This is a genomic window from Paludibacterium sp. B53371 (assembly GCF_018802765.1).
Lineage (GTDB): Bacteria > Pseudomonadota > Gammaproteobacteria > Burkholderiales > Chromobacteriaceae > Paludibacterium.
Genome location: NZ_CP069163.1, coordinates 2,364,816 through 2,388,585 on the forward strand (window position 1 = coordinate 2,364,816; position 23,770 = coordinate 2,388,585).

Here is a 23,770-nt window from a genome sequence, read left to right on the forward strand (position 1 = left end):
GTTATGATGCAAGCCCTCAGACTTAGTGCCTACACACTGACCAGCGCGCTTGGCGCCGGCATCGCCCCCCATGTGGATGCCCTGCGGCACCAGCGCAGCGGAATCGTGCGCCAGCGCTGGGAAACCATCTCATCCGAATTCTGCATGGGCGAGGTTGCCGGCCTCGACGATTTCACCCTGCGACCGGATCTGGCACGCTTTGATTGTCGCAACAACCGTCTGGCCCAGCTGGCGCTGGAACAGGACGGCTTCGCCGGACACGTCAGGCAGGCGATTGCCCGTCATGGTGCCCAGCGCGTGGCGGTGATTCTCGGCTCCAGTACCTCCGGCATCCTGAGTTCGGAAGTGGCTTACCGCTTCCGCGATCCGGAAACCGGCCGACTGCCGTCCGATCATCGCTATCGCGAAACCCACAATACCTTCTCGGTGGCAGACTTCGTCCGTCACTATTTCGGCATCAGCGGCCCCGCCACCGTGATTTCCACCGCCTGTTCTTCCAGTGCCAAAGTCTTTGCCGCCGCACAGCGCATGATCAGCCTTGGCCTGGTCGATGCCGCCGTGGTGGGGGGCGTGGACTCTCTGTGCCTGACGACCATCTACGGCTTTTCGTCCCTGCAGCTGGTCTCGGCCAGTCCCTGCAAACCCTGGGATGCAAACCGTGACGGCATCTCGGTCGGTGAAGGAGCTGCCTATGCCTTGCTGGAACGCCACGATCCGGCCGGCGTAGGCGACATTCTGCTGACAGGCGTCGGTGAAACCAGCGATGCCTATCACATGTCCTCGCCGCATCCGCAGGGTCTGGGCGCCCTCGCCGCCATGCAGGCGGCACTGGACAGTGCCGGCCTGCAACCGGCACAGATCGACTATATCAACCTGCATGGCACGGCCACCCCGAGTAATGACGCGGCGGAAGATGCCGCGGTCAGCAGCCTCTTCGGCACACAAACCCCCTGCAGCTCGACCAAGGGGCACACTGGTCATACCCTGGGTGCCGCTGGCGGGATCGAAGCCGTGATCTGTGCCCTGCTGCTTGGCCATGGCTTCATGCCGGGCGGTGCCGGCACCCGGGAGACCGATCCGCGCCTGCAAGCCAACTATCTGCTGACCACACGAACGCAGCCCTTGCAGCACGTCCTCAGCAACTCTTTCGGTTTTGGCGGCAGTAACTGCAGCCTGATTTTTTCGCGCGTCGCATCATGAGCATGAACACTATCTATCTTGAAGGTATCAGTCTGATCGGTCCGGGCCTGCCCAACTGGTCTGACGCCCAGCCTGTCTTGCGTGGCGAGCAGCCGATCGATATGGCGCCGGTCGTCATGCCGGTGGCCGAGTTGCTTCCCGCCACCGAACGGCGCCGCGCGGGCAGTGCCATCCGTCTCTCCATGGCCATCGGCCTGGGCGCGGCCAGGGCCGCCGGACGAGACCCTGCCACACTGGCGAATATTTTTTCTTCCACGGGCGGGGACTGCGAGAACTGCCACAGCCTGCTGGATACGCTGGCTTCGGATGACCGCATGATTTCGCCGACCCGCTTCCATAACTCGGTTCACAATGCAGCCGCAGGGTATTGGGGCATCGCCACGCACTGCACCGCAGCCTCGACCAGCCTGTGCACCTACGATGCGACCTTCGGTGCCGCCCTGCTGGAAACGGCGTGTCAGGCACTGAGCAGTGGCCAGCCCTGCCTGCTGATCGCCTTCGACACCGCCTATCCCGAGCCTTTGTACTCCTTGCGCCCGATTCCCTGGCCCTTCGGCGTCGGTATGGTCCTGAGCCCGATGCAGACGGCGGCACACCAGCCGTCCTTGCGCCTGTCGCTCTGTCAGGAGCCAGCCGATACCCTGGCGCAAAGCGATCTCGAGTCGCTGCGCCTGCAAGTCCCCTCGGCACGCAGTCTGCCCCTGTTGCAGCGCCTGGCCCGGGGCGGCAGCGGCCGTGTCGTCATCGACTATCTGGCGGAAACCAGTCTGGCCATTGAGGTGGCGGCATGATCGATCGTCAGTGGATCGCGGCACACATCCCTCATCAGGGCAAGATGTGCCTGCTGGACAGTGTGCGGGACTGGAATGAGCAGGAGATTTACTGTCTGACCGACAGCCACTGCCAGGCAGATAACCCGCTGCGTGCCCATGACCGGCTGGGGATCTCGACGGCAATTGAATACGCCGCCCAGGCCATGGCCGTGCATGGCGCCCTGCTGGCGCAAGCGTCGCCGGCTCCCAAGGCCGGTTTCCTCACCAGTGCGCGGGATGTGCGCTGGCATGTCGCGCGGCTGGATCAATCCACGGGTCCCCTGACGGTCCATGCCACCCGTTTGTCGGGCTCGGCGGTCAATGCCCTGTATCAGTTTGAAATCCTGGCGGACGAGCAGGTGCTGGCCAGCGGTCGGCTGGCCGCGATTCTCGATGCCGACGCCTATTCCCCGAAAGTCTGATCACCATGAAACGAGCCCTGATTACCGGTGGCAGCGGTGCCATCGGCGCTGCCATCAGCCAGCGACTGGCACGAGAAGGCTTCCATGTCATCGTCCACGCCAACCGCCAGCTGACGCAGGCACAGCATCTCTGTGAAACCCTGATCGCCGAGGGTTACTCGGCCGAAGCGGTGCAATTTGACGTGGCGGATGAGGCGGCCTGTGCGCAGGCCGTGGAAACCCTGCTGCAGCAAGGTCCGATTCAGGTCGTAGTGAATAATGCAGGGATTCACGACGATGCCGTGTTCCCGGGCATGAGCGCCGCTCAATGGCACAGGGTCATCGACGTGTCATTGCATGGTTTCTTTCATGTCACCCAGCCACTGACCATGCCGATGATCCGTACCCGCTGGGGACGCATCATCAATATCACCTCGGTGGCCGCCCTGGCCGGCAATCGTGGTCAGACCAACTATGCCGCCGCCAAGGCGGCGCTGCACGGGGCGACCAAGTCGCTGGCCCTGGAGCTGGCAAGCCGCGGCATCACGGTCAATGCCATTGCGCCAGGCGTCATCGAATCGGAAATGAGCAAGGACAGTTTTACCGAGCAGCAGATTGCCTCGATGGTACCGATGAAGCGCGCCGGCACGCCGGCGGAGGTGGCCGGCCTGGTCGCCTATCTGGCCTCGGAAGATGCCGGCTACGTCACCGGGCAGATCATTTCCATCAATGGCGGCATGATCTGAGCACGCCAGGCAGGTTCAGCCTGCCAGTACCTGCTGGCGCGGCACATAGGCAATGGAGAGGTCGAGCTTGGCCACTTCCGTCGCATCCACTTGCACCCGTGCCGTCGCCTGCACCAGCGCCGGCGCCAGTTGACGGCACTGGATGTCAAATCTTACTTCGCTGTCCGGCCTGACCGGCTGCTTGAACCAGCAGCTGCGCACCCCTGCCAACACCCCGATGGAATCTTCCGGCAGGGTCTTGATATAGGGATCCCCCACCAGCAGACCGGCGCCGGTCAGCTGGGCCATCGCCTCGATCAGCAGCACGCCCGGCACGATGGGCATGCCGGGAAAATGCCCCCGGATCAGCGGATGATCAAGCGACCAGCGGGCCGTGCCTTCAAAGGCATGCGGCCCGTTGATCGTCAGTTGATGGCAAAAAAAGATATCGCCACGGTGCGGCAAGACCTGTTCGATCTCGGCGCGGGACAGCTGCAACGGGTAGTCTGGCTGTGCTTGGCTCATGGTTGATAACGTCTCGCCAGCAACGAGGCATTGCTGCCACCAAAGGCAAACGAGTTGGACATGACCGCCGACACTTCGACGCCCCGACGCGCTTCGCGCGCGATGTAATCCAGATCACAACGCGGATCGGCCCGGTCCAGCGTGGCAGTCGGCGGCAAGGCCCCCTGCTCCATGGCCATGACGCTGATGAGGAATTCCAGAATCCCGCTGGCGCCGATCAGGTGTCCGTGCATGGACTTGGTCGAGCTGACCGCCAGCGCATCGGCAGCATCGCCAAACACGGCGCGGATCGACTGCGTCTCGACCACATCACCGGCATCGGTGGCCGTCCCGTGGGCATTCAGATACTGCACCTCGTCGGCGGACAATCCGGCCTGGGACAGCGCCTGCTGCATGGCCACCACCTGCTCCTCGCTGGAAGGGGCCGTGAGATGGGCCGCATCACTGCTGCAACCGTAGCCCGCCACCTCGGCAATGCCCGCGGCACCGCGCTGCCGGGCCCGAGACTCACTCTCCAGTACCATGGCCGCCGCACCTTCGCCCAGAACAAAGCCGCTGCGATCCTGCGCAAAAGGTTTGCAGCTGCGCGCTACATCGGCGGGATCCGGTTTGGCCATCACCCGCAGGGCATTCCAGGCCAGCATGGCCCCCCCTGTCAGCATGGCCTCGGTGCCGATCACGACAGCGGCATCAAGGTAGCCATCACGAATAGCACGGAATGCCTCGCCGATGGCGACGGCAGACGAGGCACAGGCGACAGAATAGGTATTGCTCGGTCCGCGCAGACCATACTGCATGGAAACCAGTGCTGCCGCGGCATTGGACATCATGCGAGGCACGGACAGAGGATGGACCACGGTCGGGCTGCGCCCCTGCTGCAAAGTGGTCTGCAGCCTCGTGTAGAGCGCATCGACGGTACTGGCGCCACCGAAGCCGATGCCGACATACACGCCGATACGACGGGCATCTTCCGGTTGCGGGGTCATCCCGGCTTCAGCCAGCGCCTCGTTGGCCGCCACCAGGGCAAACTGGCTGGCCCGGTCCAGACCGGCATGCTTGTCACTCAGCAGACTGAGCGGATCAACCTTGACCGGGGCGGTCAGCACATGCGGCAACCATTTGGCAATGTCCTCTCCTGCCGGACCAATGGCACATTCGCCATTCAGTGCGGCGGAAAAGGTCTGATGGCGACCGACGCCCAGGGGGCTGATCGCCCCCATTCCGGTAATCAGGACGCGAGCCAATTATTTACCTGCCTGCAGAGCCATCTCCGGCAACTCGCCGTTATGATGCTCGCGAATGACTTGTTCAATATCTGCCAGCATTGCCTTGTAGCTCATACTGGCGTAACGCATCGGATCAGGCAGCTGGAAACCACAGCGATCTTCAATTTCAAACAGCATTTCCACCATATCCAGAGAATCCAGCCCCAGATCGGATACCGACAAATCGGGGTTGTCGAACAACGAGACATCCTTGCCTTTGGTAGAAATCAGGTAGTTTTTGACAATATCTTCTAGCATGAACATTCCAACATGAGGGATGGTGACATATCACAAACTTCAAGATTATAAAGTAAAAGTGTGCAAAAATGCTTGACCGGCATCCATAAATCCATGGACTGGCGTCGTAAATACGCGGATATCCAAGCAATGACGAAAACTGTCAATAGCAACCGTACTTGACTCGTAATGTCATCGGTCTTTTCAGGCCATATCATTGCCAGATTGTTTTTGAACCTTAAAGTTAATGCTGAAGCAAATCCATCGCCTGCATCAAATCATCCTGTTCTATTCCATGCTGTTATGGCTTGGCAGTATGTTGCTAGCTGGCAACCTGCTGGCACTGCCCTTGCTCCTGACGCCCCGGTGGCTGCGCGAGCCCCTGGTGCAATGGTCTATCAGCCTGATTTGCCGAATATTTCTCGACGGTGCGGCAGCCTGTCGGCTGATGCGTCTCGATCTATCGGCACTGGACGCACTGAATGGCCGTTCACGCATGCTGCTGGTCCCCAATCATCCCGGCATGATTGATGCCTTTCTGGTGCTGTCTCGGGTCCGGCAGGCCGTCTGTCTGATGAAGGCCAGCATCAGCAGCAATCTGTTTCTGGGGGCAGGCGCCTATCTGGCCGGCTATGTCTCCAACCGGCAGCCGGATCTGATGTTCCGCGCGGCCATACGCAGTGTGGAACAGGGCAATCTGCTGATGATCTTTCCGGAAGGCACCCGCACGACACGCCAGCCGGTCAACCCGCTGCAAGGCTCCGTCGCCCTGATTGCCAAAAAGGCCGCCGCGCCGCTGCAAACCATCCTGATCCGCACGAATTCTGCTTATTTGTCCAAGGGCTGGAAAATTTGGCGCCCACCTGAGTTTCCTTTGGTTTATCGTGCCGAATTGGGCGCGCTATTCGAGCCGGATGATAATCTGGCCATCACGACACTCAAATTGCAGCAATATTTTGAATCACAAATGACGCGATCGATTGATCCCGATCTGCGCATCCGGTGAGTTTCTTGACCATGCAATGGCATTTCAGCTATGTTCCAGCTCATTTTTACTGTGCCAATCTGGCCATTTTAATCCGGCTTTCCGATGAATAATTCCCCCAGCACCAGCCATCTGGTTTTGATCCCGAGTTACAATCCGGGCCCCAAAGTCATTGACACCGTCAAGGAAGCCCGACGCTTCTGGAATCCGGTCTGGGTGGTGGTGGACGGCAGTACGGACGGTTCCGCCGAGGCGCTCCAGGCCCTGGCCGCCGAGGATGACGGCCTGCGCGTCATGGTCTTGCCGCATAACGTCGGCAAAGGTGCCGCGGTCCTGCATGGTCTGGAAATGGCCAGTCAGCAGGGCATGACCCATGTGTTATGCATGGACTCGGATGGACAGCATCCGGCGCAACGCATCCCCGACTTCATGCACTGCTCCCAGACGCACCCCGAGGCGATGGTACTGGGTGTACCGGTATTCGATGCCAGTGCACCCTCCCTGCGGGTCAAGGGGCGCAAAATCTCCAACTGGTGGGCCAACCTGGAAACGCTGGGCATGGGCATCGGTGATTCGCTGTTTGGTTTCCGTGTTTATCCGGTGGCCCCGTTGCGGCGCGTGATGCGCGGTCAGCGCTGGATGCGTCGTTTCGACTTCGACCCGGAGGCGGTCGTGCGCCTCTGCTGGCTTGGCGTTCGGCCAATCAACCTGCCTGCCGCGGTGAAATACTTCCAGCCAGGAGAAGGCGGGGTTTCCCACTTCAACTACTGGCGGGATAATCGGCTGCTGACCTGCATGCACATTCGTCTGATGATCGGATTCATCCTGCGCCTGCCAATGCTGACCACGCGGCGACTCCTGTCCAGAGTACGCCGGCAAGCCCGTTAAACGTACCACTGCCGAGTCAAGAACCGAAACCTGCCTGTCCATGTCCGCTACACAAATGTTCTACCACCTGCTGATGGAGCAGGTCATGCGCCATCCACTGCCCAGAGTCCCGGAGCACGATGCTGTCATGCGCGATCCGGCGCAGGTGCATGCTTTTGCCGATAGCGGACGTGATCAGGGCATCCTGCAGCCTCTGTATCTTTACCATGCCACGCAATGCCTGCCCGTTCTGCGCACGGGCGATACCGTGCTGGATCTGGCCTGCGGGCCGGCCAATCAACTGGCCTGCATGGCCCGGCTGAATCCGGACTGCCACTTCTTCGGCCTGGATGCCTCTCCGGCCATGCTTGATCTGGCGGGAGAAACGCTGCGGCAGCAGCAGATCGATAACGTCACGCTCATGCAAGGCGATATCACCAATCTTCACTTTCTCCATCAGGCCTCGCAGGATGCCGTGATGTGCACCATGTCACTTCACCATTTGCCCGATACCCGGTCGCTCGGACAGGCCTGCAGCGAAATCCGTCGAGTCCTGCGTCCTGGCGGCGGGCTGTATCTGGCCGATTTCGGGCGGCTCAAACGCCTGGCCAGCCAACGCTACTTTGCCCATGATCGCGCCAGCGAGCAGTCCCCCGCCTTTACGCGCGACTTCCTGGCCTCGCTGCGCGCAGCATTCAGCGTGGCCGAAATGCGCCACGCATTACAGTCGGCCAATCTGGAAACCCGCACCGATCAAACGGCACTGGCCCCCTTTCTGATGATCTTTCGCAGTACCACGCGAAGACAAATTGACCGGCCCCTGCAACAGCGCTGGCAACAGGCGTGGCATACGCTGGACGCGCAGGCACAACAGGATTTTCACAACCTGGTGCGCTGGTTTCGCCTGGGTGGCCTGGCCTTGCCGCCAGGGATTCCGGGCTGAATCGACCCTCACCCCTGCACTTGCTGCAAGTCGCCCTGAGGGACAGGCTTGCCCCCCGATCGCTGCCCCAGCCATACCCCGAGCAAAATGGCCAGACAGGCCAGCCATTGCAGACGCGTCAGGCGCTCGTCCAGCAGCATGAAGGCCAGTGCCATGGAAAACAGCGGAATCAGGTTGGTAAAAACGGCGGCATGCGCCACCGGAACGCGGCTGATGGCCCAGGTATACAGCGCAAATGCCCCCAGGGTCACCACCGCCCCCAGATACACCAGCCACACACAAGGCCAGAACGGCCAGGCCGTCGGCCAGGTGCCCCATGGGGTCAACAGGCCGAAGCCAAACCACAGCAGGCCAATCATGGTCTGGATGAAAATAATGGTCAGCGGGGCATAGCGTGCGGCAAGACGTTTGAGCAGCAGCATATAGCCGACCCCGCACAGCACGGCCAGCAACTCCAGGAAATTGCCCAGCAAGGGATTCGGTGCATTGGCCGAGGCAGGCGAAGCCAGGGTCAGGGCCAGCGCGCCCATGGTGGAAATCACCACGCCAGCCCAGCTGCCGGCTCGCTGCGGTTCGCGCAGCCACAGCCAGGCACTCAGGGTCGCCAGCACCGGAATCAGCGCAGCCAGCACGGAGGCTTGCGAAGCACTGGTCAGCTTGAGTGCGGCAGACTCGAACAGGAAATACAGACAAGGCTGGCACAGCCCCAGCAGCAACAGACTGCGCCAGTCCTCGCGCCGAACGCGTAGTGAAACGCGCAGCACGCCGAGCAAGGGCAGCAGACAGAGCATGGCAATGGCCATGCGGGCAAACAGGACGAAAACCGGATCAAAGCTCAGGAAAATATACTTGACCGCAATAAAGGTACTGGCCCACAGCAGCATGGACAGCAGCAGGACAACATAAGGCATGACCAAACACTTTCATATGGAATAAATTATCTACCACTTTACTCCTATCCCCCTCAGGGAAGCGATGTCTTCCGTGCGCAGACTGCCGCCCAGCAGGCCGAGCGGCACCAGATCCAAAGACCATGCCTGCCACATGGACAATAAATCCACGTTGAAACTATACATATTCATTAATAGTATTAACTAAAACGATCACACCCAGACAACAAACCTTAAGCGTTTGCTAACAACGCAGACTGTCCCTCTCGCGGAGAACAAGAACATGAAACTGTCCACCAGACTGGCCGTTATCGTCATCGCGGCGATTCTCGGCCTCATCACCATTGGCGGCGTGGCGCTGCACACCCTGAACCGAACCATTCTCGACGAGCGTCAGACCAGCCTGTCCCTGGTTCTGCGACTAGCCAGTCATGAGATTGCCACCTATCAGGCTCTGGAAAAATCCGGCAAGCTGACGCGCGAACAAGCGCAACAGCAAGCCATGAGCGCCATTCGTGGTCTGCGTGAGGCGGACGATTATGTGTTCATCCGTCGGATGGATGGCTACGTGCTGGTGCATCCGGACGCCCGCAAGGAGGGCAAGATCGATTCTGGCGGCACCTTGCCGGATGGCCGAACCAGTATGCAGGGTTATCGTGAGGCTGTTGCCCAGAGCAAGATCGGCTTCGTCAGCACCGTCACCAAACGTCCCAATGGCAATGATCTGGTCCCCAAGCTGGTGGGGATCACGCATATTGATGACTGGGACTGGCTGGTCGGCTGTGGCACCTATATCGATGACGTCAACACCATCTTCTGGCAACAGGCAATCAAATTCGTCTGTATCGGCCTGGTGGTCATGATGCTGGTGATCGCTGCCGCCGCACTGCTGGCCCGCCAGATCTATCGCCGTCTCGGCGGGGAACCCGACTATGCCGCCGAGGTGGCCACCGCGATTGCGCGCGGTGACCTGAGCCAGGAAATCCAGGGCTCCCCGGCCAGCGACAGTTTGCTGGGTGCCATCAACGTCATGCAGCACAATCTGCAGAAAGTGGTCCACGATATTCAACAGGGGGCACGCAAGCTGCACGACACGGCGCAATCGATCTCCGGTCGCATGGCCCAGATCTCCTCGGCCTCGCACGAATCCTCGACTGCCACCACCGCCACGGCCGCGGCGATCGAACAACTGTCGGTCAGCGTGGATCAGATCTCGGACAGTGCCCGCGAAACCGAAAGCAACTCGGCTCAGGCCAGCAAGCTGTCCGAACAAGGCGGACAGCTGGTCAATCAGGCCGCGCAGGAAATCCAGCGTGTCGCCAGCCAGGTTGAAGATGCCTCGCGTACCATTGCCTCACTGGATGAGCGGGCCGGCACCATCGACACCATTGCCAACGAAATCAAGGACATTGCCGACCAGACCAACCTGCTGGCCTTGAACGCAGCCATTGAGGCGGCACGGGCCGGTGAACAGGGACGTGGTTTTGCCGTGGTGGCCGATGAGGTGCGTAAGCTGGCCGAACGGGCCGGCAATGCGACCGGAAAGATCACCGAGATGATCAACGCCATCCAGCAGGACACGCACTCGGTGGTCGGCAGCATGCAGCAGATCAAGCCGCAAGTAGCCCTCGGGGTGGACAAGGCCTCGCAGGCCGCCGAAGCCCTGCGCCAGATCAGCGAGGGGACGTCGGAAACCCTGCACAAGATTCGCGAAGTGGCACACTCGACCTCGGAGCAAAGCATCGCCAACAGCAATGTGGCCAGCAATGTCGAGAAGATTGCTCACATGGTGGAAGAGTCGGCCCTGTCTGTTCAGGCCGCGCGTGACAGTGTGCTGGAGCTGGAAAAGCTGGCTGGTGAATTGAATCAGTCGGTGGCCAGCTTCAAGGTCTGAGTCATTCTGATGGACGGCCAAAGACCCCGGACGGGTTCCGGGGTCTTTGACCACTACTACCTGCCAGTCCGGCACGGTGCCGTGGGAGCGGACGGCGCGGACTGACGGGTTTTAATCAGCCTGTGGCTGCGGGATGACCTTGGCCACGTCTTCTTCGGCCGACTCGGCCTTGTCAGAGCGGACCGACAGCAGGAACAGCGCCAGGGCAACGATCAAGGTCAAGGCCAGTTGACCCTGCGTCCCGCCGGCAATGGCGACAAAGCAGAACAGCATGCCGAGGATCGCGGCGGCAGTCAGCAAGGCACCCTTCTTTTCCTGACGCTTCAGCAGATACAGGATCGAGTAGAAGTACGGGAACAGGACAAACAGCGAAGCCAGTACAGCCGTGGTACCGAAAATCGAGACCAGGTTCTGCTTCATGATGATGGCGACGATCATGGCCGCGGTCATGATGGCAGCTTCAATGATGATGCCCTTGGCCGGCACACCACGAGCGTTGGTTTCAGCAAAGATTTTCGGCAGCGTGCCATCCTTGCCCGCGCGGGCGGCGGCTTCGGCCACGATGAAGATCCAGGAGCACAGCGAGGCAAAGCACAGCACCGACTCGGCAGCGGCCACCAACGGGCCCAGCTTCGGCGAGAACAGCGTGCTGACGGCCAGCACCCACGGTGCAGGCGTATTGGCCAGTTCCTTCATGGTGAACAGACCACCAACGACCGTGCACGACAGGAAGTAAGCCAGACATACCAGACCAACACCCAGCATGGTGGCCAGCGGAACGGTACGGGTCGGGTTCTTCACCAGGCCACTGTTGACGCTGGCGGTTTCAACACCGAGGAAGCTCCACAGGCAGACCAGAATGCCGGAGAAGATGGCCGACATGGAGCTGGTACCGGAGACATTCCAGTTCTGCGAGAACAGGGTCGGGCTGAAATCGACCCAGCCATAGGAGCCGACCGAGACAATCTGCAGCGCAATCATCACGACACCCAGCGTCGCCAGACGGGCCACCCAGCCAATCCCCATCATGGCGATAAAGGCCAGTATCCAGGTTTCGACAATAATGGCGATCGAGGAGACCAGCGGATCCTGCAGCACCGGGAACAGCATGCTGAAATAGGCGATCGAGGTGGCTGCGACGGCGAGGTTACCGGTCAGGTTGGCCAGAACGTAGAAAATCTGCGTCTGACGCCCAAGCACCGGCGAAACCTTGGAGGCATAGGCCACGACACCACCTTCGGCCGGATCGACAATCGCCAGCCGGGAAAACACCAGTGCCAGAGAAACAGCCCCCACGATGGCAATCAGCCAGCTGACCATCCCAATGGTGCCGATCGATGCCATATAGGCCGGAACCATGGAAATACCCGAGCCCAGCATATTTGCCATGACCAGAAACGTAGCTAGACCTACGCCAATTTTATATTCGGACTTCATTATTACCCCCAGTGCCAGGTTGATATTGCCAACAACGCTGCATGGCATGGTCTGTCATCGCACAAAGCAAAAAGAATGGATTGGCAAAATGACAGCTGCCAAGGAGAAACCATTAAAGGCTGACTGACCGGATTCCCTTACGGAAAACGGACAGGTTGGAATGGTCCGGTGCCTGACTCAAAACATGCAGCACCAACCAGATCGGGGGTAGTAAAACAAGCGAGGCTGTTTTCGAATCACCAACTTCCTCGAGTCAAAGCCTATCTCAGCAATGACATATTTTCAAGACATTAAATAACTCTAATGCATATGTTTGACTTAAAGCAAAGGGGGTAATTCTGCCTGAATGCTAATAAAACCCGGCCTGAACAGCTGAATGAGCGAACCGTGATATCGCACAGAAGGACGCTGAATCAAGGGGATACCTCGCCCAGCCGGCGCATCAGACCGATCCTGGGCCGATGATGAAGCATGGGGAACAACAGGCACAGACAACGGTCAGATTCGGGTTACTCCGAACAAGCCCGCCGCACGCGACAGGAGCGCAATCCGCATGACCACGACCACCCCTTACGATACCCATCGCCTCTATCTGACGCTGCGAAAAACCGGTGTGGATGATGCGACCGCGAGCCGGGTGCTCAGACTGGTGGCAATGGTGACAGGCGCGATCCGCCAGGAGGCGGAAAACCGCTACGTCAGCCGCCCGGAGGCAGAGGCAGAGCGCAGCGCCATCGTACTGGCCATGGCAGATCTGCGCCGCGATCTGACGGCCGAGACCCAGAGCCTGCGCAGCGAACTCACCACTGAAACGCAGAACCTGCGCTGCGAACTGGCCGCCCAGGCCCAGAGCCTGCGCAGCGAGCTGGCCGCCGAGGCCCGGAGTCTTCGCAGCGAGCTGGCCAGCGAAGCCCAAAGCCTGCGCAGCGAGCTGGCCAGCGAAGCCCAAAGCCTGCGCAGCGAGCTGGCTGCCGAAACGCAGGGGCTGCGCTGTGAAATACATGATTTGCGAACCGAGATGCACGGGCTGCACAGCAACATGCACGCCACCATCAACCGCATGACCTTTGCCATCATTGGCGCCATGATCGCCATCGTTACCATCATGCCGGTGCTGGCACGGCAACTCGGGCTGGACGGAAGCTAGCCCCCCCTCCTCTGCTCAGCGCTGCAGAAAGGGCACCAGCGTCTCTGCCAGCACGACAGCGTCAAATTTCGAGACATAGGCATCCACGCCGGCATTGGCACCCATTGCCTTGCTGGCACTGGAAGACAGTGAGGAGTGCATGATGACCGGAATGCCATGGAAGCGCTTGTCCGACTTGACCTTGCGGGTCAGGGTATAACCGTCCATCTCCGGCATTTCCGCATCGACCAGAATGACCTTCAGATGATCGTGCAGGGTTTCGCCGTCGTCGAAACGGTGCCCGGCGAGCAGGTTGAGCCGCTCCCAGGCTTCGCGTCCATTATTGGCCTGCTGGAAGCGCACGCCCATTTTCTCCAGAACCGTGGTGATCTCCTTGCGGGCAATCACCGAGTCGTCACAGAAGAAGACATACTGATCCGGGGCAAGCGCAACTCTCGGCACATCCGGGATCACCGCCTCGCCGGTCACGCGCGTCAGAATCTGCTCGACATCCAGAATGGAGACCAGACTGCCGTCGTCCATTTCGGTCACGGCAGTAATCAGACCGGATTGCTCTGCCCCGGCACCGACCAGCATGATGCGATCGGGCGAGCGGATTTTCTCCCAGTCGACCCGGATGATGCGATCCACGGCATCCACCAGAAAGGCGTAGGAGCCGCGATTGAACTCGGTCACGATCATGGTGGGGTATTCCCGGTCTGCCGGGCCATGGATGAAATCAGCCAGCTTCAGCACCGGGATGATATGCCCACGCATCGACAGCACCCCGACCACCCCTTCCGGCATGTTCGGCGTCTTGGTAATGGCTGGTGCCTGAGCCACCTCACGGACCTTGAACACATTGATGCCGAAGATTTCCCGCGTTCCGAGTGAAAACAGCAGGATTTCCATGCCGCCGGCACTTTCACGTTGCCCGCCGGCAGGAGAAAACAGGGACACCTCTTTAGCATGCATGGAAACACCTCGACAGGGTTAAGGCCCGCACAATCAAAAGATTCGTCAGCGCAATCTGACAGGCGCTGGCTCACATGGCAATCTGCCGTGCACCAGAAAGACAAAAAGCCCGACTTCGCCAACCATTTTATCTGGTGTTGAAATCGGGCTTTTCAGAATGCTGGCGGAGAGAGGGGGATTCGAACCCCCGTCAGGGTATTACCCTGAACACGCTTTCCAGGCGTGCGACTTAAACCACTCATCCATCTCTCCGGATTGTCGCCTCTGAGCGAGTTTTCGACCTCAGAGGCTGCGCAGTATAAAAGCCCGGCCGGGTTTTGGCAAGCCTTTTGCTGAGGAATTCTCCTACGCCTTCAGGCGCCGTCTGCTCAGGCTCGGCCAAGACCTCAGCGACATCTTCGGGTAGAATCAATGCATCTGCCTATTGTTCAAGTTACCAACAATGCGTATAGCCCTTGCTCAGTTCAACCCGGTGGTCGGCGACATTGCCGGCAATACCGACAAGATTCTCGCCCTGGCCGAGCAGGCCATTGCCCAGGGGGCGGAGGTGCTGGTCACACCAGAGCTGGCGCTGACCGGCTACAGCCCGGAAGATCTGCTGCTGCGCGATCATTTTTACCGCGAATGCAGCAAGGGCCTGGGCCGTCTGATGGATCTGGATGGGATCACCCTGGTTGTCGGTCACCCCTTCAAACAGGGCAATGAGCGCTTCAATGCCGCCACCGTGCTGCGCGACGGCAACCGGCTTGGCACCTACTGCAAGATGATGCTGCCGAACGAAGAAGTATTCGACGAGTGCCGTTACTTCACCCCCGGCGCCGCGCCGCTGGTCTTCGAACAGAACGGTGTCAAAGTGGGCGTGGTGATCTGTGAGGATATCTGGCAGGTCGAACCGGCCGCCGCGGCGGCAGAAGAAGGGGCAGAGGTTCTGGTGGTCCTGAATGCCTCCCCCTTCCATCGCAACAAGGTCGAAACCCGCCACGAGGTGGTGCGTTACCGCTGCGAAGAGACCGGCCTGCCGATTGCCTATGTGAACCTGGTTGGTGGTCAGGATGAACTGGTGTTTGACGGTGCTTCGTTTGCCCTGGACAAGTCAGGTCAGGTGGTGGCGCAGGCCGGCACCTGCCGCGATGAGCTGCTGCTGCTGGACATGGTCGATGGCGACTTCCGCCAGGGCAGCATGGCGCCCCTGCCGGACACACTGGAAAGCACCTACCAGGCACTGGTGCTCGGGGTGCGCGACTATATCGGCAAGAACGGCTTTCCGGGCGTCTTGCTTGGCCTGTCCGGCGGGATCGACTCGGCGCTGACCATGGCCATCGCCTGCGACGCCCTGGGCGCCGACAAGGTTCACGCAGTCATGATGCCCTCGCGCTATACCGCCGACATCAGCGTGAATGACTCCCGCCAGATGGTGCAGACCCTCGGCGTGAAATACGACGAGATCGAAATCTGGCCGATGTACGAACGGTTCATCGACGGCCTGGCCCCCGCCTTTGCCGGCCTGAAGGAAGACACGACCGAGGAGAACCTGCAGGCCCGTATCCGCGGGACCTTGCTGATGGCGCTCTCCAACAAGACCGGCAAGCTGGTGCTGACGACCGGCAACAAATCGGAAATGACCACCGGCTACTGCACGCTGTACGGCGACATGGCCGGCGGCTTTGCCGTGCTGAAGGATGTAGCCAAAACCCTGGTCTACCAATTGGCCAACTGGCGCAACCGTGATGGCGAGGTGATTCCGCAGCGCATCATCACCCGCCCGCCTTCCGCCGAACTGCGCCCGGATCAGACCGATCAGGACAGCCTGCCGCCTTACGATGTGCTGGACGCCATCATGGCGCGCTATATGGAAGACAATCAGTCGGCCGCCGAGATCATTGCCGCCGGCTTTGAGCGGGCCGATGTCGAGCGGGTGGTACGCCTGCTGAAAATCAATGAATACAAGCGGCGCCAGGCGCCGGTCGGACCGCGCATCACGCATCGCGGCTTCGGCAAGGACTGGCGCTATCCGATCACTAACCGCTTCAGCTGAGTTCCCATGAAAAAATTCCTACTTGCCGCCAGCCTGCTGGCGCTGGCCGGCAGCCTGCAGGCTGCGGCAATTCCTCAGCTCAAGGCCTTCATTGCCAGTACCTCGACCCTCACGGCCGACTTCCAGCAGGTCATCAGCAGCAAGGGCAAGCGCAACGAGGCCAGCGGCACCCTGTCGATCGCCCGCCCGGGCAAGTTCCTCTGGGTGTACACCAAGCCCTACGACCAGATTATCGACGGCGATGGCAAACGGCTGTGGATCTACGACAAGGAGCTGGCACAGGTCACCACCCGGCCGCTGAATGCCGCACTGGGCTCCAGCCCGGCGGCCCTGCTGGCCGGCAGCAATGCCATCGAGCGCGACTACAAGCTGAAGGAATCCGGCAGCGACAAGGGACTGGAGTGGCTGACCGCCACGCCGAAGAAGGATGAAAACACCTTCCGCGCGATCCGCATGGGCTTCAGCAACAATGTCCTGCAGGTCATGGAGCTGTCGGATACCTTTGGCAACCTGACCCACATCAGCTTCAGCAATATGAAGAAGAATCCGGACCTGCCGGCCAACCTGTTCCACTTCACCCCGCCCAAGGGCGTGGATGTCATCAGTGATCAGTAACCATGGCTGACCTGTTTGCCGCCGAACCCGCCAAGCCGCTTGCCGAGGCCCTGCGCCCCGACAAGCTGGATGCGGTCATCGGCCAGCAGCACCTGATCGGCCCCGGCAAGCCGCTGCGGGTGGCGATCGACAGCGGCATTCCGCACTCGATGATTCTCTGGGGGCCACCAGGGGTGGGCAAAACCACGCTGGCCCGCATTCTCGCCAATGGCTTCGCCGCTGAATTCATCCCGGTGTCGGCCGTGCTGGCCGGGGTCAAGGAAATCCGCGAAGCGGTCGAGCGTGCCCATCAGGTGCTGGCACTGCACGGTCGGCGTACCATTCTGTTCGTCGATGAAGTACACCGCTTCAACAAAAGCCAGCAGGATGCCTTCCTGCCCTTTGTCGAATCCGGACTGCTGACCTTTATCGGCGCCACCACAGAAAATCCGTCTTTCGAGGTCAACGCGGCGCTGCTCTCGCGTGCCCAGGTCTATGTACTGACACCGCTGGCCAACAGTGAGTTGCAGGCCCTGCTGGAGCGCGTGCAGCAGCTCGGCGAGCTCAGCGGCCTGCGCATCGAGCAAAGCGCTGTCGACACCCTGATCGGCTATGCCGACGGCGATGCCCGGCGCTTTCTCAATCTGATCGAACAGGCGCGCACGGCGGCGCGCGCGCGCAAAACCGACAGCATCGATGCGGCCTTCCTCAGTGAGGTGCTCTCGCTGAACGCGCGTCGTTTCGACAAAGGTGGCGATGCCTTCTACGACCAGATCTCGGCCCTGCACAAATCGGTGCGGGGCTCCAACCCGGATGCCGCGGTGTACTGGCTGACGCGCATGCTGGACGGCGGGGCCGACCCGCGCTATCTGGCACGACGGCTGGTTCGCATGGCCTGGGAAGATATCGGCCTGGCCGATCCGCGCGCCGCCCGCGTGGCACTGGATGCCGCTGACACCTTTGAACGTCTGGGCAGCCCGGAAGGGGAACTGGCACTGGCCCAGGCGGCGATTTATCTTGCCGTGGCCGCCAAGAGCAATGCGGGCTACATGGCGTATAATGCGGTTCGTGCCCATATTCGCCAGGACGGCTCGCGGCCGGTTCCGGTGCATCTGCGCAATGCCCCTACCCGGCTGATGAAAGAGCTGGGCTACGGCAAGGAATACCGATACGCCCACGACGAACCGCACGCCTACGCTGCGGGCGAAACCTATTTGCCTGACGGGCTGGAAGACCAGCAATGGTACTTTCCGGTCAATCGCGGGCTGGAAGCAAAAATTCAGGAAAAACTGGCGTTCCTGCATCAGCTCGATCAGGACGCCAAGGATAAACAGGACTAGCTATGCTCGACATTCAATTGCTTCGCACCGATCTGGACAATGTGGCCAAACGACTGGCCGGCCGTGGATATCAGCTGGATACCGCGCTGTTCTCGCAACTGGAATCCGAACGCAAGACCCTGCAGACCCGCATGCAGGAGCTGCAGGCGCAGCGCAATGCCAGCTCCAAGCAGATTGGCGAAGCCAAGCGCAAGGGCGAAGACGCCAGCGCCATCCTGGCGCAGGTTGCCACTTTGGGCGATGAGCTGAAAGCGGCGGAAGACGCTTTTGCCGCCGTACAGGGCAAGCTCGACCAGTGGCTGATGAGCATCCCCAACCTGCCGCACGAGTCGGTACCGGTCGGCAAGGACGAGCATGACAATACCGAAGTGCGCAAGGTCGGCGTACCGCGTCACTTCGAGTTCGAAGTCAAGGACCACGTCGATGTCGGCGCACCGCTGGGCATGGACTTCGAGACCGGCGCCAAGCTGTCCGGCGCCCGCTTTACCGTGCTGCGCGGCGGCATGGCCCGTCTGCATCGCGCCCTGGCGCAATTCATGCTCGATACCCACACCAGCGAGCATGGCTACCGCGAACACTACACGCCTTACATCGTCAACGCCGATGTGCTGTACGGCACCGGCCAGTTGCCGAAATTTGCCGAAGACATGTTCAAGGTCACCAAGGGTGGCGACGAAAACGGCCCGGATCAATACCTGATCTCCACCTCGGAAATCTCGCTGACCAACACCGTGCGCGAAAGCATCCTCAAGGCCGAAGACCTGCCGCTCAAGCTGACGGCACATTCGCCCTGCTTCCGTTCCGAAGCCGGCTCCTATGGCCGTGACACCCGCGGTTTCATCCGCCAGCACCAGTTCGACAAGGTCGAAATGGTACAGATCGCCCATCCGGACCACTCGATGGCCGCGCTGGACGAAATGGTCGGCCACGCCGAAACCATTCTGAAGAAGCTGGAACTGCCCTACCGTGTCATCACCCTGTGCACCGGCGACATGGGCTTTGGTGCCATCAAGACCTTCGACCTGGAGGTCTGGCTGCCAGCGCAGAACACCTATCGCGAAATCTCCAGCTGCTCGAACTGCGGCGATTTCCAGGCGCGCCGCATGATGGCGCGCTTCAAGGATGAAAGCGGCAAGAACCAGTACGTTCATACCCTGAACGGCTCTGGCCTGGCCGTGGGCCGCACCCTGGTCGCCGTCCTGGAGAACTACCAGAACGCCGATGGCAGCGTGACCATTCCGGCCGTGCTGCGCCCCTATATGGGCGGCATGGAAACCCTGCGCGCCTGATACCCGGCAGACAGTCATAAAAAAAACCGCCTCAGGGCGGTTTTTTTTATCGTGAGGCAGCCACCCGGCACAAGGCTCGGGCAACCTGCCGGCTATTGCAGCAGCGAGGTAAACGCAGCACGCCCCTCGCGACGCAGCAGGCTTTCAAAGGCCTCCGCTGTCATCGGGCGGCTGTAGAAGTATCCCTGGCCGGCATGGCAGCCCTGGGCGATGAGGAAGTCTCGCTGTTCGGGGCGCTCGACCCCTTCTGCGACCAGATCCAGCCCCAGGCTGTGGGCAATCGAGATAATGGCGCGGGTGATCGCCACATCATCACTGTCGGCGTGCAGATCCATGATGAAAGAGCGATCAATCTTCAGGCCCTGCACCGGCAATCGCTTCAGATAGGACAGCGAGGAATAGCCGGTGCCGAAGTCGTCAATCGACAGATACACCCCCAGCTGCTTGAGTTGCTGCAGCACGTCGGTCATGGCCTCACCTTCGTCCATGGCCACACTCTCCGTCACCTCCAGCTCCAGACATTCACTGGGCAGGTCAAACCGCTGCAGACTCTGGCGCACGGTATCGACGATGCTGCCGTACTTGAACTGACGACCGGATACATTGACTGCAATGCGTCCGGCAGGCAAGCCGGCATCGCGCCAGCGGCGCATATGCCCGCAGGCGGTATGCAATACCCACTCACCGATATTGATGATCAGGGAGCTGTCTTCGGCAATCGGAATGAACTCGTCCGGCGGCACCAGCCCCCGCTCCGGATGTCGCCAGCGGATCAGGGCTTCGGCACCGCACAGCTCACCGCTGCTCAGGTCCACCTTGGGCTGGTACCACAGCTCCAGCTCGTCCTGCGCCAGACCGCGCCGCAACGCCGACTCCAGGCTCAGTCGCTCCAGCGCACGGGCATTCATGTCCCCGGCGTAGAACTGGAAGGTATTCTTGCCACATTCTTTGGCCCGCACCATGGCGGCATCGGCATTGGCCAGCAGGCCCTGCGCCGAACGACCATCGGCCGGATACAGGCTGATCCCGATACTGGCTGACACAAAGACATCATGACCGGCAACCATGCGCTCGCCGGACAGCGCATCCAGCAGGTTCTGCGCCTGGCAGGCCACCTGCTGCACACTCTCGATTTCCGGAATCAGCACCACAAACTCATCGCCGGCCAGCCGGCCGCACAAGCTGCCCTCCGGCATCAGATCCTGCATGGTATCGGCCACCCGCGTCAGCAGCTCATCGCCCGCCTTGTGCCCCAGGGTATCGTTGAACAACTTGAAGCGATCCAGATCGACATACAGCAGCGCCAGGCTGATTTCATTGGTGGCGGCCTGCTCCAGGGCCTCCTGCAGACGTTCGGTAAACAGCAGCCGGTTGGCCAGCCCGGTCAGGGCATCATGACTGGCGAGAAATTTCAGGCGAGCCTCGGTCTGCTTGCTTTGGGTAATGTCAGAGAATACGCCGACGAAATAGTGCGCCTGCCCCTCCTCACCCGTCACGGCGGTGACACTCAGATGCTCGGTATACAGACTGCCGTCTTTGTGGCGATTGATGACTTCGCCCTGCCAGCGACCTTCGCTGAGCAGGCAATGCCAGAAATGCTGGTAAAAACCAGGCGGCTGTTTGCCGGACGACAAAACCGACGGCGACTTGCCGACGACTTCGTCGGTCGCGTATCCCGTGATGCGGCAGAATGCCGGGTTGACGGACTGGATCAAGCCATCCCCGTCGGTAATCATGATGCCTTCGCGGGTCGACTCGAAAACCGTTTCCGCCAGCAACAGGCTGCGCTGCGATTCGGACAGTGCCCGGTCGCGCTCGAACAGCATCTGGTGCAGTTCCAGCAGAAAAGCCTGCTCGATGCTGTGCAGAATATCGGAGAAGCCGACCAGCCCGACCAGCTCGCCCTCGTTGTCCAGTACACCGAGGTGGCGAATGTGATGGGTGAGCAGCAGATTGCGGGCATCGGCCAGCGTGGTACGACCACTGACGGCCAACAGCGAGCGCGTGCAGTACGACGACAGCGGGCCCTGCGGCATGCCCTGCGCCATCAGACGCACGACATCACGCTGAGTCAGAATCCCATAGCTGGCACGCCCCAGGCGCACCACCACGGCATCACGACCTTGCGCACGCATCTGGCTCACGGCCTGCTGCAGCGCCTCGTGTCCGTCGAGCATGCAAGGCGTCTGCACCGGCACCGTATCCAGCCGGCGCAAGGCCAGAAAAGCGTCACTACCTTGTTGGCGAATGATGTCGGACATCGACAGGATGCCCAGGGGGTGCTGATCGTGCTCGATCAACGCATGACGAATGCGCTTGTCGTGAAACATCACTACGGCATCCTGCACAGTGGTTTCCGGCGGCAGGGTTGCCACCGGGGAGGTCATCACATCTGACAGGCGTAATGGGGCGACGGCGCCTTCATGCAACTCTGGGCGTACCGCGTCTGTCTCGGTCCAGATGCCCAGCGCTCGACCGGCTTCATCCACGATCAGAATCGCACTGCACCGGCGTTCGGACATGCGTTGGGCAGCCTCGGTCACCAGCATGGAGGGGGGCCCTGTAAGGATTTCCCGGCTCATGATGCTGCTGACAGGCTGAAACAAAATCGACATCATTTACTATTTAAACATTCTATTTAATATTACACCTGTAATTGAACAGCATTCTATTTATATCTGAGTTTACCCGCAATAACTATGACAAAGATGAATAGGTCGAGGTTCAGTCGATGGCGATTTGGCGAGCACAAAAAACAAGACCCCGCCGCCGGAAACCGGCGACGGGGTCGTATGCCATGACAATCAGGACTTGTCTTTGTCGCCGTAAGGCGGGAAGCCGAAGCCGGAGAACATCTGCTTGGCCTGTTCCTGCATGCGGGTCTGCATCTCCAGGTACATGCCGGTGCTCTGCTCGAGATAATTCGACATCATGTTCTGCATTGCCGGCCCCTGGAATTTCATGAACTCGCTCCAGAGATTGGTATTGAACATGGCGTTATCGCCATACAGCGCCTGAGCCTGCTCGCGGATTTTCAGCTGCAGCTGCTCGAACATCTGCAGGTTCTTCTCCAGGAAGGGCCCCATCATGCCCTGCATGGCCTGGCCATAGAAACGGATGAACTGGGTCAGTACCTCGTAGCTGAACATCGGGGCACCACCGTTTTCTTCTTCCAGGATGATCTGCAGCAGCACGCTGCGGGTGATGTCCTCTTGCGTCTTGGCATCCACCACCTGGAGGTCGACCTGGTCAAGCACCAGCTGCTTGACATCACCCAGAGTGATGTAGGAGCTGGTCGCCGTGTCATACAGGCGACGGTTCGGGTATTTTTTGATGACCCGCTTTTCAACACTCATTCAATACTCCCTGTATTGTGTGTGAGCCTACACTGTCGAATCTACCATAAATGCAACAGTCTAAAGCAATAGCACTAGAATTTTGGCAATTGTACATGATACATTCTGCCGTCATGTTGCGGTGCGTCAATTTATTATGGCCATCGCGCATTTTATCGACTCCTGCGAGGGTACAACATGTTTGCCATCAACGAATCATTCAGCCAGTTTTCCAGTAACGGTTTTGAAAACCTGCTGCGCCTGGCGCAGATCTCTCTGGACAGCAGCGAACGCCTGATCAAGCAACAGTTCGAGCTCTCCAAGCAGGTGCTTGAAGAGAATGTCAAGATTGCTCAGGAACTGAGCAGCCTGAAAGATCCGCAACAGGCGCTGGGCCAGATCAACAAGGTCTTCAGCCAATCCTTCCAGCAATCGCTGAAAAACTCCCGCGGTCTGTACGAGATCGTGTCGCAGACGCAAAGCGAACTGACTGCCCTGACCGAAGACAGCCTGGCTCGCCTGAACAAGTCTCTGCTCAGCTCGCTGGATACCCTGTCGCAGAACAGCCCGGCCGGTTCCGATGCCGCGCTCAATGCGATCAAGTCTTCGTTTGCAGCCGCCTCGGCCACCATCGGCAGTCTGACCCGTGCCGCCCAGCAAGTGGCCGAGTTTGCCGATACCAGCGTCAAGGCCGCCACCAGCGCCACGGCCGATGCCGCCAAGACCCCGACCAAGCGCGGTGCCGCCGCACAGGGCTGACCCCCCGCTTGCCGGTCTGACAGCGGCCACCCCTGGGTGGCCGCTGTTGCTTTGCACAGCACCACCGCACAGGAAGTCATGCAAGGCAGGTCAGACAGGTTTACAATCCGGGGTTTTGAACCCTCCCTTCATGGTT

Annotated in this window: 22 protein-coding genes and 1 tRNA gene; 14 read left to right on the forward strand and 9 right to left on the reverse strand. The window is 60.2% G+C overall.

Annotation, left to right across the window (positions count from 1 at the left end; translation table 11 throughout):
- Positions 1–3 precede the first annotated feature (3 nt).
- The 4 genes from JNO51_RS11360 to fabG are packed head-to-tail and all read left to right on the forward strand — an operon-like array spanning position 4 to position 3,159.
- Positions 4–1,200 carry a beta-ketoacyl-[acyl-carrier-protein] synthase family protein gene (locus tag JNO51_RS11360; RefSeq protein ID WP_252346068.1) on the forward strand — a complete coding sequence of 399 codons (1,197 nt, stop codon included), beginning with the start codon at positions 4–6 and terminating at the stop codon, positions 1,198–1,200.
- A gap of 2 nt (positions 1,201–1,202) precedes the next feature.
- Positions 1,203–1,991, forward strand: coding sequence for a beta-ketoacyl synthase chain length factor (locus JNO51_RS11365; protein WP_252346069.1), 789 nt, complete (start codon positions 1,203–1,205; stop codon positions 1,989–1,991).
- Positions 1,988–2,434, forward strand: coding sequence for a 3-hydroxylacyl-ACP dehydratase (locus JNO51_RS11370; RefSeq protein ID WP_215777242.1), 447 nt, complete (start codon positions 1,988–1,990; stop codon positions 2,432–2,434). Before JNO51_RS11365 ends, JNO51_RS11370 begins: the two co-directional genes overlap by 4 nt.
- A gap of 5 nt (positions 2,435–2,439) precedes the next feature.
- Positions 2,440–3,159: a 3-oxoacyl-ACP reductase FabG gene (fabG, locus tag JNO51_RS11375; protein WP_215777244.1), complete on the forward strand. Its 720-nt coding sequence runs from the start codon at positions 2,440–2,442 to the stop codon at positions 3,157–3,159.
- Between the two features lie 15 nt (positions 3,160–3,174).
- Here the strand turns inward: fabG and JNO51_RS11380 are convergent, their stop codons facing one another.
- From JNO51_RS11380 to JNO51_RS11390, 3 genes are read right to left on the reverse strand one after another with little or no spacing between them, the layout of a single operon-like run.
- Complete coding sequence (locus tag JNO51_RS11380; protein WP_215777247.1) at positions 3,175–3,663, reverse strand: 3-hydroxyacyl-ACP dehydratase FabZ family protein; 489 nt, start codon at positions 3,661–3,663, stop codon at positions 3,175–3,177.
- Entirely contained in the window at positions 3,660–4,907 is a 1,248-nt protein-coding gene (locus JNO51_RS11385; RefSeq protein WP_215777249.1) for a beta-ketoacyl synthase, read from the reverse strand. The genes JNO51_RS11380 and JNO51_RS11385 overlap by 4 nt, the downstream gene beginning before the upstream one ends.
- On the reverse strand, positions 4,908–5,186 hold the full coding sequence (locus JNO51_RS11390) for an acyl carrier protein (RefSeq protein WP_215777253.1): 279 nt from the start codon (positions 5,184–5,186) through the stop codon (positions 4,908–4,910).
- Between the two features lie 226 nt (positions 5,187–5,412).
- Here JNO51_RS11390 and JNO51_RS11395 point away from each other — a divergent pair, with 226 nt between their 5' ends.
- From JNO51_RS11395 to JNO51_RS11405, 3 genes are all read left to right on the forward strand, one after another.
- A complete protein-coding gene (locus JNO51_RS11395) occupies positions 5,413–6,171 on the forward strand; it encodes a lysophospholipid acyltransferase family protein (RefSeq protein WP_215777256.1) in 759 nt (252 codons plus the stop codon).
- A gap of 84 nt (positions 6,172–6,255) precedes the next feature.
- Positions 6,256–7,038: a glycosyltransferase family 2 protein gene (locus JNO51_RS11400; RefSeq protein ID WP_215777259.1), complete on the forward strand. Its 783-nt coding sequence runs from the start codon at positions 6,256–6,258 to the stop codon at positions 7,036–7,038.
- A 40-nt stretch (positions 7,039–7,078) separates the two neighbouring features.
- Positions 7,079–7,960 (forward strand): class I SAM-dependent methyltransferase, encoded by an 882-nt coding sequence (locus JNO51_RS11405; RefSeq protein WP_215777261.1) that lies wholly within the window; start codon positions 7,079–7,081, stop codon positions 7,958–7,960.
- Positions 7,961–7,968: 8 nt separating this feature from the next.
- On the opposite strand, the gene JNO51_RS11410 is transcribed toward JNO51_RS11405, so the two are convergent.
- The gene (locus JNO51_RS11410; protein WP_215777264.1) at positions 7,969–8,871 is read right to left on the reverse strand and encodes a DMT family transporter; all 903 of its coding nucleotides are present in this window, start codon (positions 8,869–8,871) and stop codon (positions 7,969–7,971) included.
- A 262-nt stretch (positions 8,872–9,133) separates the two neighbouring features.
- Here JNO51_RS11410 and JNO51_RS11415 point away from each other — a divergent pair, with 262 nt between their 5' ends.
- Positions 9,134–10,744 (forward strand): methyl-accepting chemotaxis protein, encoded by a 1,611-nt coding sequence (locus JNO51_RS11415; protein ID WP_215777266.1) that lies wholly within the window; start codon positions 9,134–9,136, stop codon positions 10,742–10,744.
- Between the two features lie 111 nt (positions 10,745–10,855).
- Here the strand turns inward: JNO51_RS11415 and JNO51_RS11420 are convergent, their stop codons facing one another.
- A complete protein-coding gene (locus JNO51_RS11420) occupies positions 10,856–12,133 on the reverse strand; it encodes an amino acid permease (RefSeq protein WP_215777269.1) in 1,278 nt (425 codons plus the stop codon).
- A 601-nt stretch (positions 12,134–12,734) separates the two neighbouring features.
- Between JNO51_RS11420 and JNO51_RS11425 the strand changes: the two genes are divergently transcribed.
- The gene (locus JNO51_RS11425) at positions 12,735–13,328 is read left to right on the forward strand and encodes a coiled-coil domain-containing protein (RefSeq protein ID WP_215777271.1); all 594 of its coding nucleotides are present in this window, start codon (positions 12,735–12,737) and stop codon (positions 13,326–13,328) included.
- Positions 13,329–13,343: 15 nt separating this feature from the next.
- Here JNO51_RS11425 and JNO51_RS11430 read toward each other — a convergent pair whose 3' ends face one another.
- Entirely contained in the window at positions 13,344–14,282 is a 939-nt protein-coding gene (locus tag JNO51_RS11430; protein ID WP_215777274.1) for a chemotaxis protein, read from the reverse strand.
- 161 nt (positions 14,283–14,443) lie between these two features.
- Positions 14,444–14,534: transfer RNA gene (locus JNO51_RS11435), tRNA-Ser, on the reverse strand.
- Between the two features lie 190 nt (positions 14,535–14,724).
- Here JNO51_RS11435 and JNO51_RS11440 point away from each other — a divergent pair.
- Genes JNO51_RS11440 through serS form a run of 4 tightly spaced genes read left to right on the forward strand, consistent with a single transcriptional unit; the run spans position 14,725 to position 19,540 of the window.
- Complete coding sequence (locus tag JNO51_RS11440; protein ID WP_215777277.1) at positions 14,725–16,317, forward strand: NAD+ synthase; 1,593 nt, start codon at positions 14,725–14,727, stop codon at positions 16,315–16,317.
- 6 nt (positions 16,318–16,323) lie between these two features.
- Complete coding sequence (gene lolA / locus JNO51_RS11445; protein ID WP_215777280.1) at positions 16,324–16,932, forward strand: outer membrane lipoprotein chaperone LolA; 609 nt, start codon at positions 16,324–16,326, stop codon at positions 16,930–16,932.
- A 2-nt stretch (positions 16,933–16,934) separates the two neighbouring features.
- A complete protein-coding gene (locus JNO51_RS11450; RefSeq protein WP_215777283.1) occupies positions 16,935–18,251 on the forward strand; it encodes a replication-associated recombination protein A in 1,317 nt (438 codons plus the stop codon).
- Positions 18,252–18,253: 2 nt separating this feature from the next.
- Positions 18,254–19,540: a serine--tRNA ligase gene (serS, locus tag JNO51_RS11455; RefSeq protein WP_215777285.1), complete on the forward strand. Its 1,287-nt coding sequence runs from the start codon at positions 18,254–18,256 to the stop codon at positions 19,538–19,540.
- 92 nt (positions 19,541–19,632) lie between these two features.
- Here the strand turns inward: serS and JNO51_RS11460 are convergent, their stop codons facing one another.
- Together JNO51_RS11460 and phaR are read right to left on the reverse strand one after the other, a co-directional pair.
- The gene (locus JNO51_RS11460; protein ID WP_252346070.1) at positions 19,633–22,158 is read right to left on the reverse strand and encodes an EAL domain-containing protein; all 2,526 of its coding nucleotides are present in this window, start codon (positions 22,156–22,158) and stop codon (positions 19,633–19,635) included.
- 186 nt (positions 22,159–22,344) lie between these two features.
- Positions 22,345–22,896 carry a polyhydroxyalkanoate synthesis repressor PhaR gene (gene phaR, locus JNO51_RS11465; protein WP_215777288.1) on the reverse strand — a complete coding sequence of 184 codons (552 nt, stop codon included), beginning with the start codon at positions 22,894–22,896 and terminating at the stop codon, positions 22,345–22,347.
- 177 nt (positions 22,897–23,073) lie between these two features.
- On the opposite strand from phaR, the gene JNO51_RS11470 reads away from it, so the two are divergent.
- Entirely contained in the window at positions 23,074–23,634 is a 561-nt protein-coding gene (locus JNO51_RS11470; RefSeq protein ID WP_215777290.1) for a phasin family protein, read from the forward strand.
- Positions 23,635–23,770 lie beyond the last annotated feature (136 nt).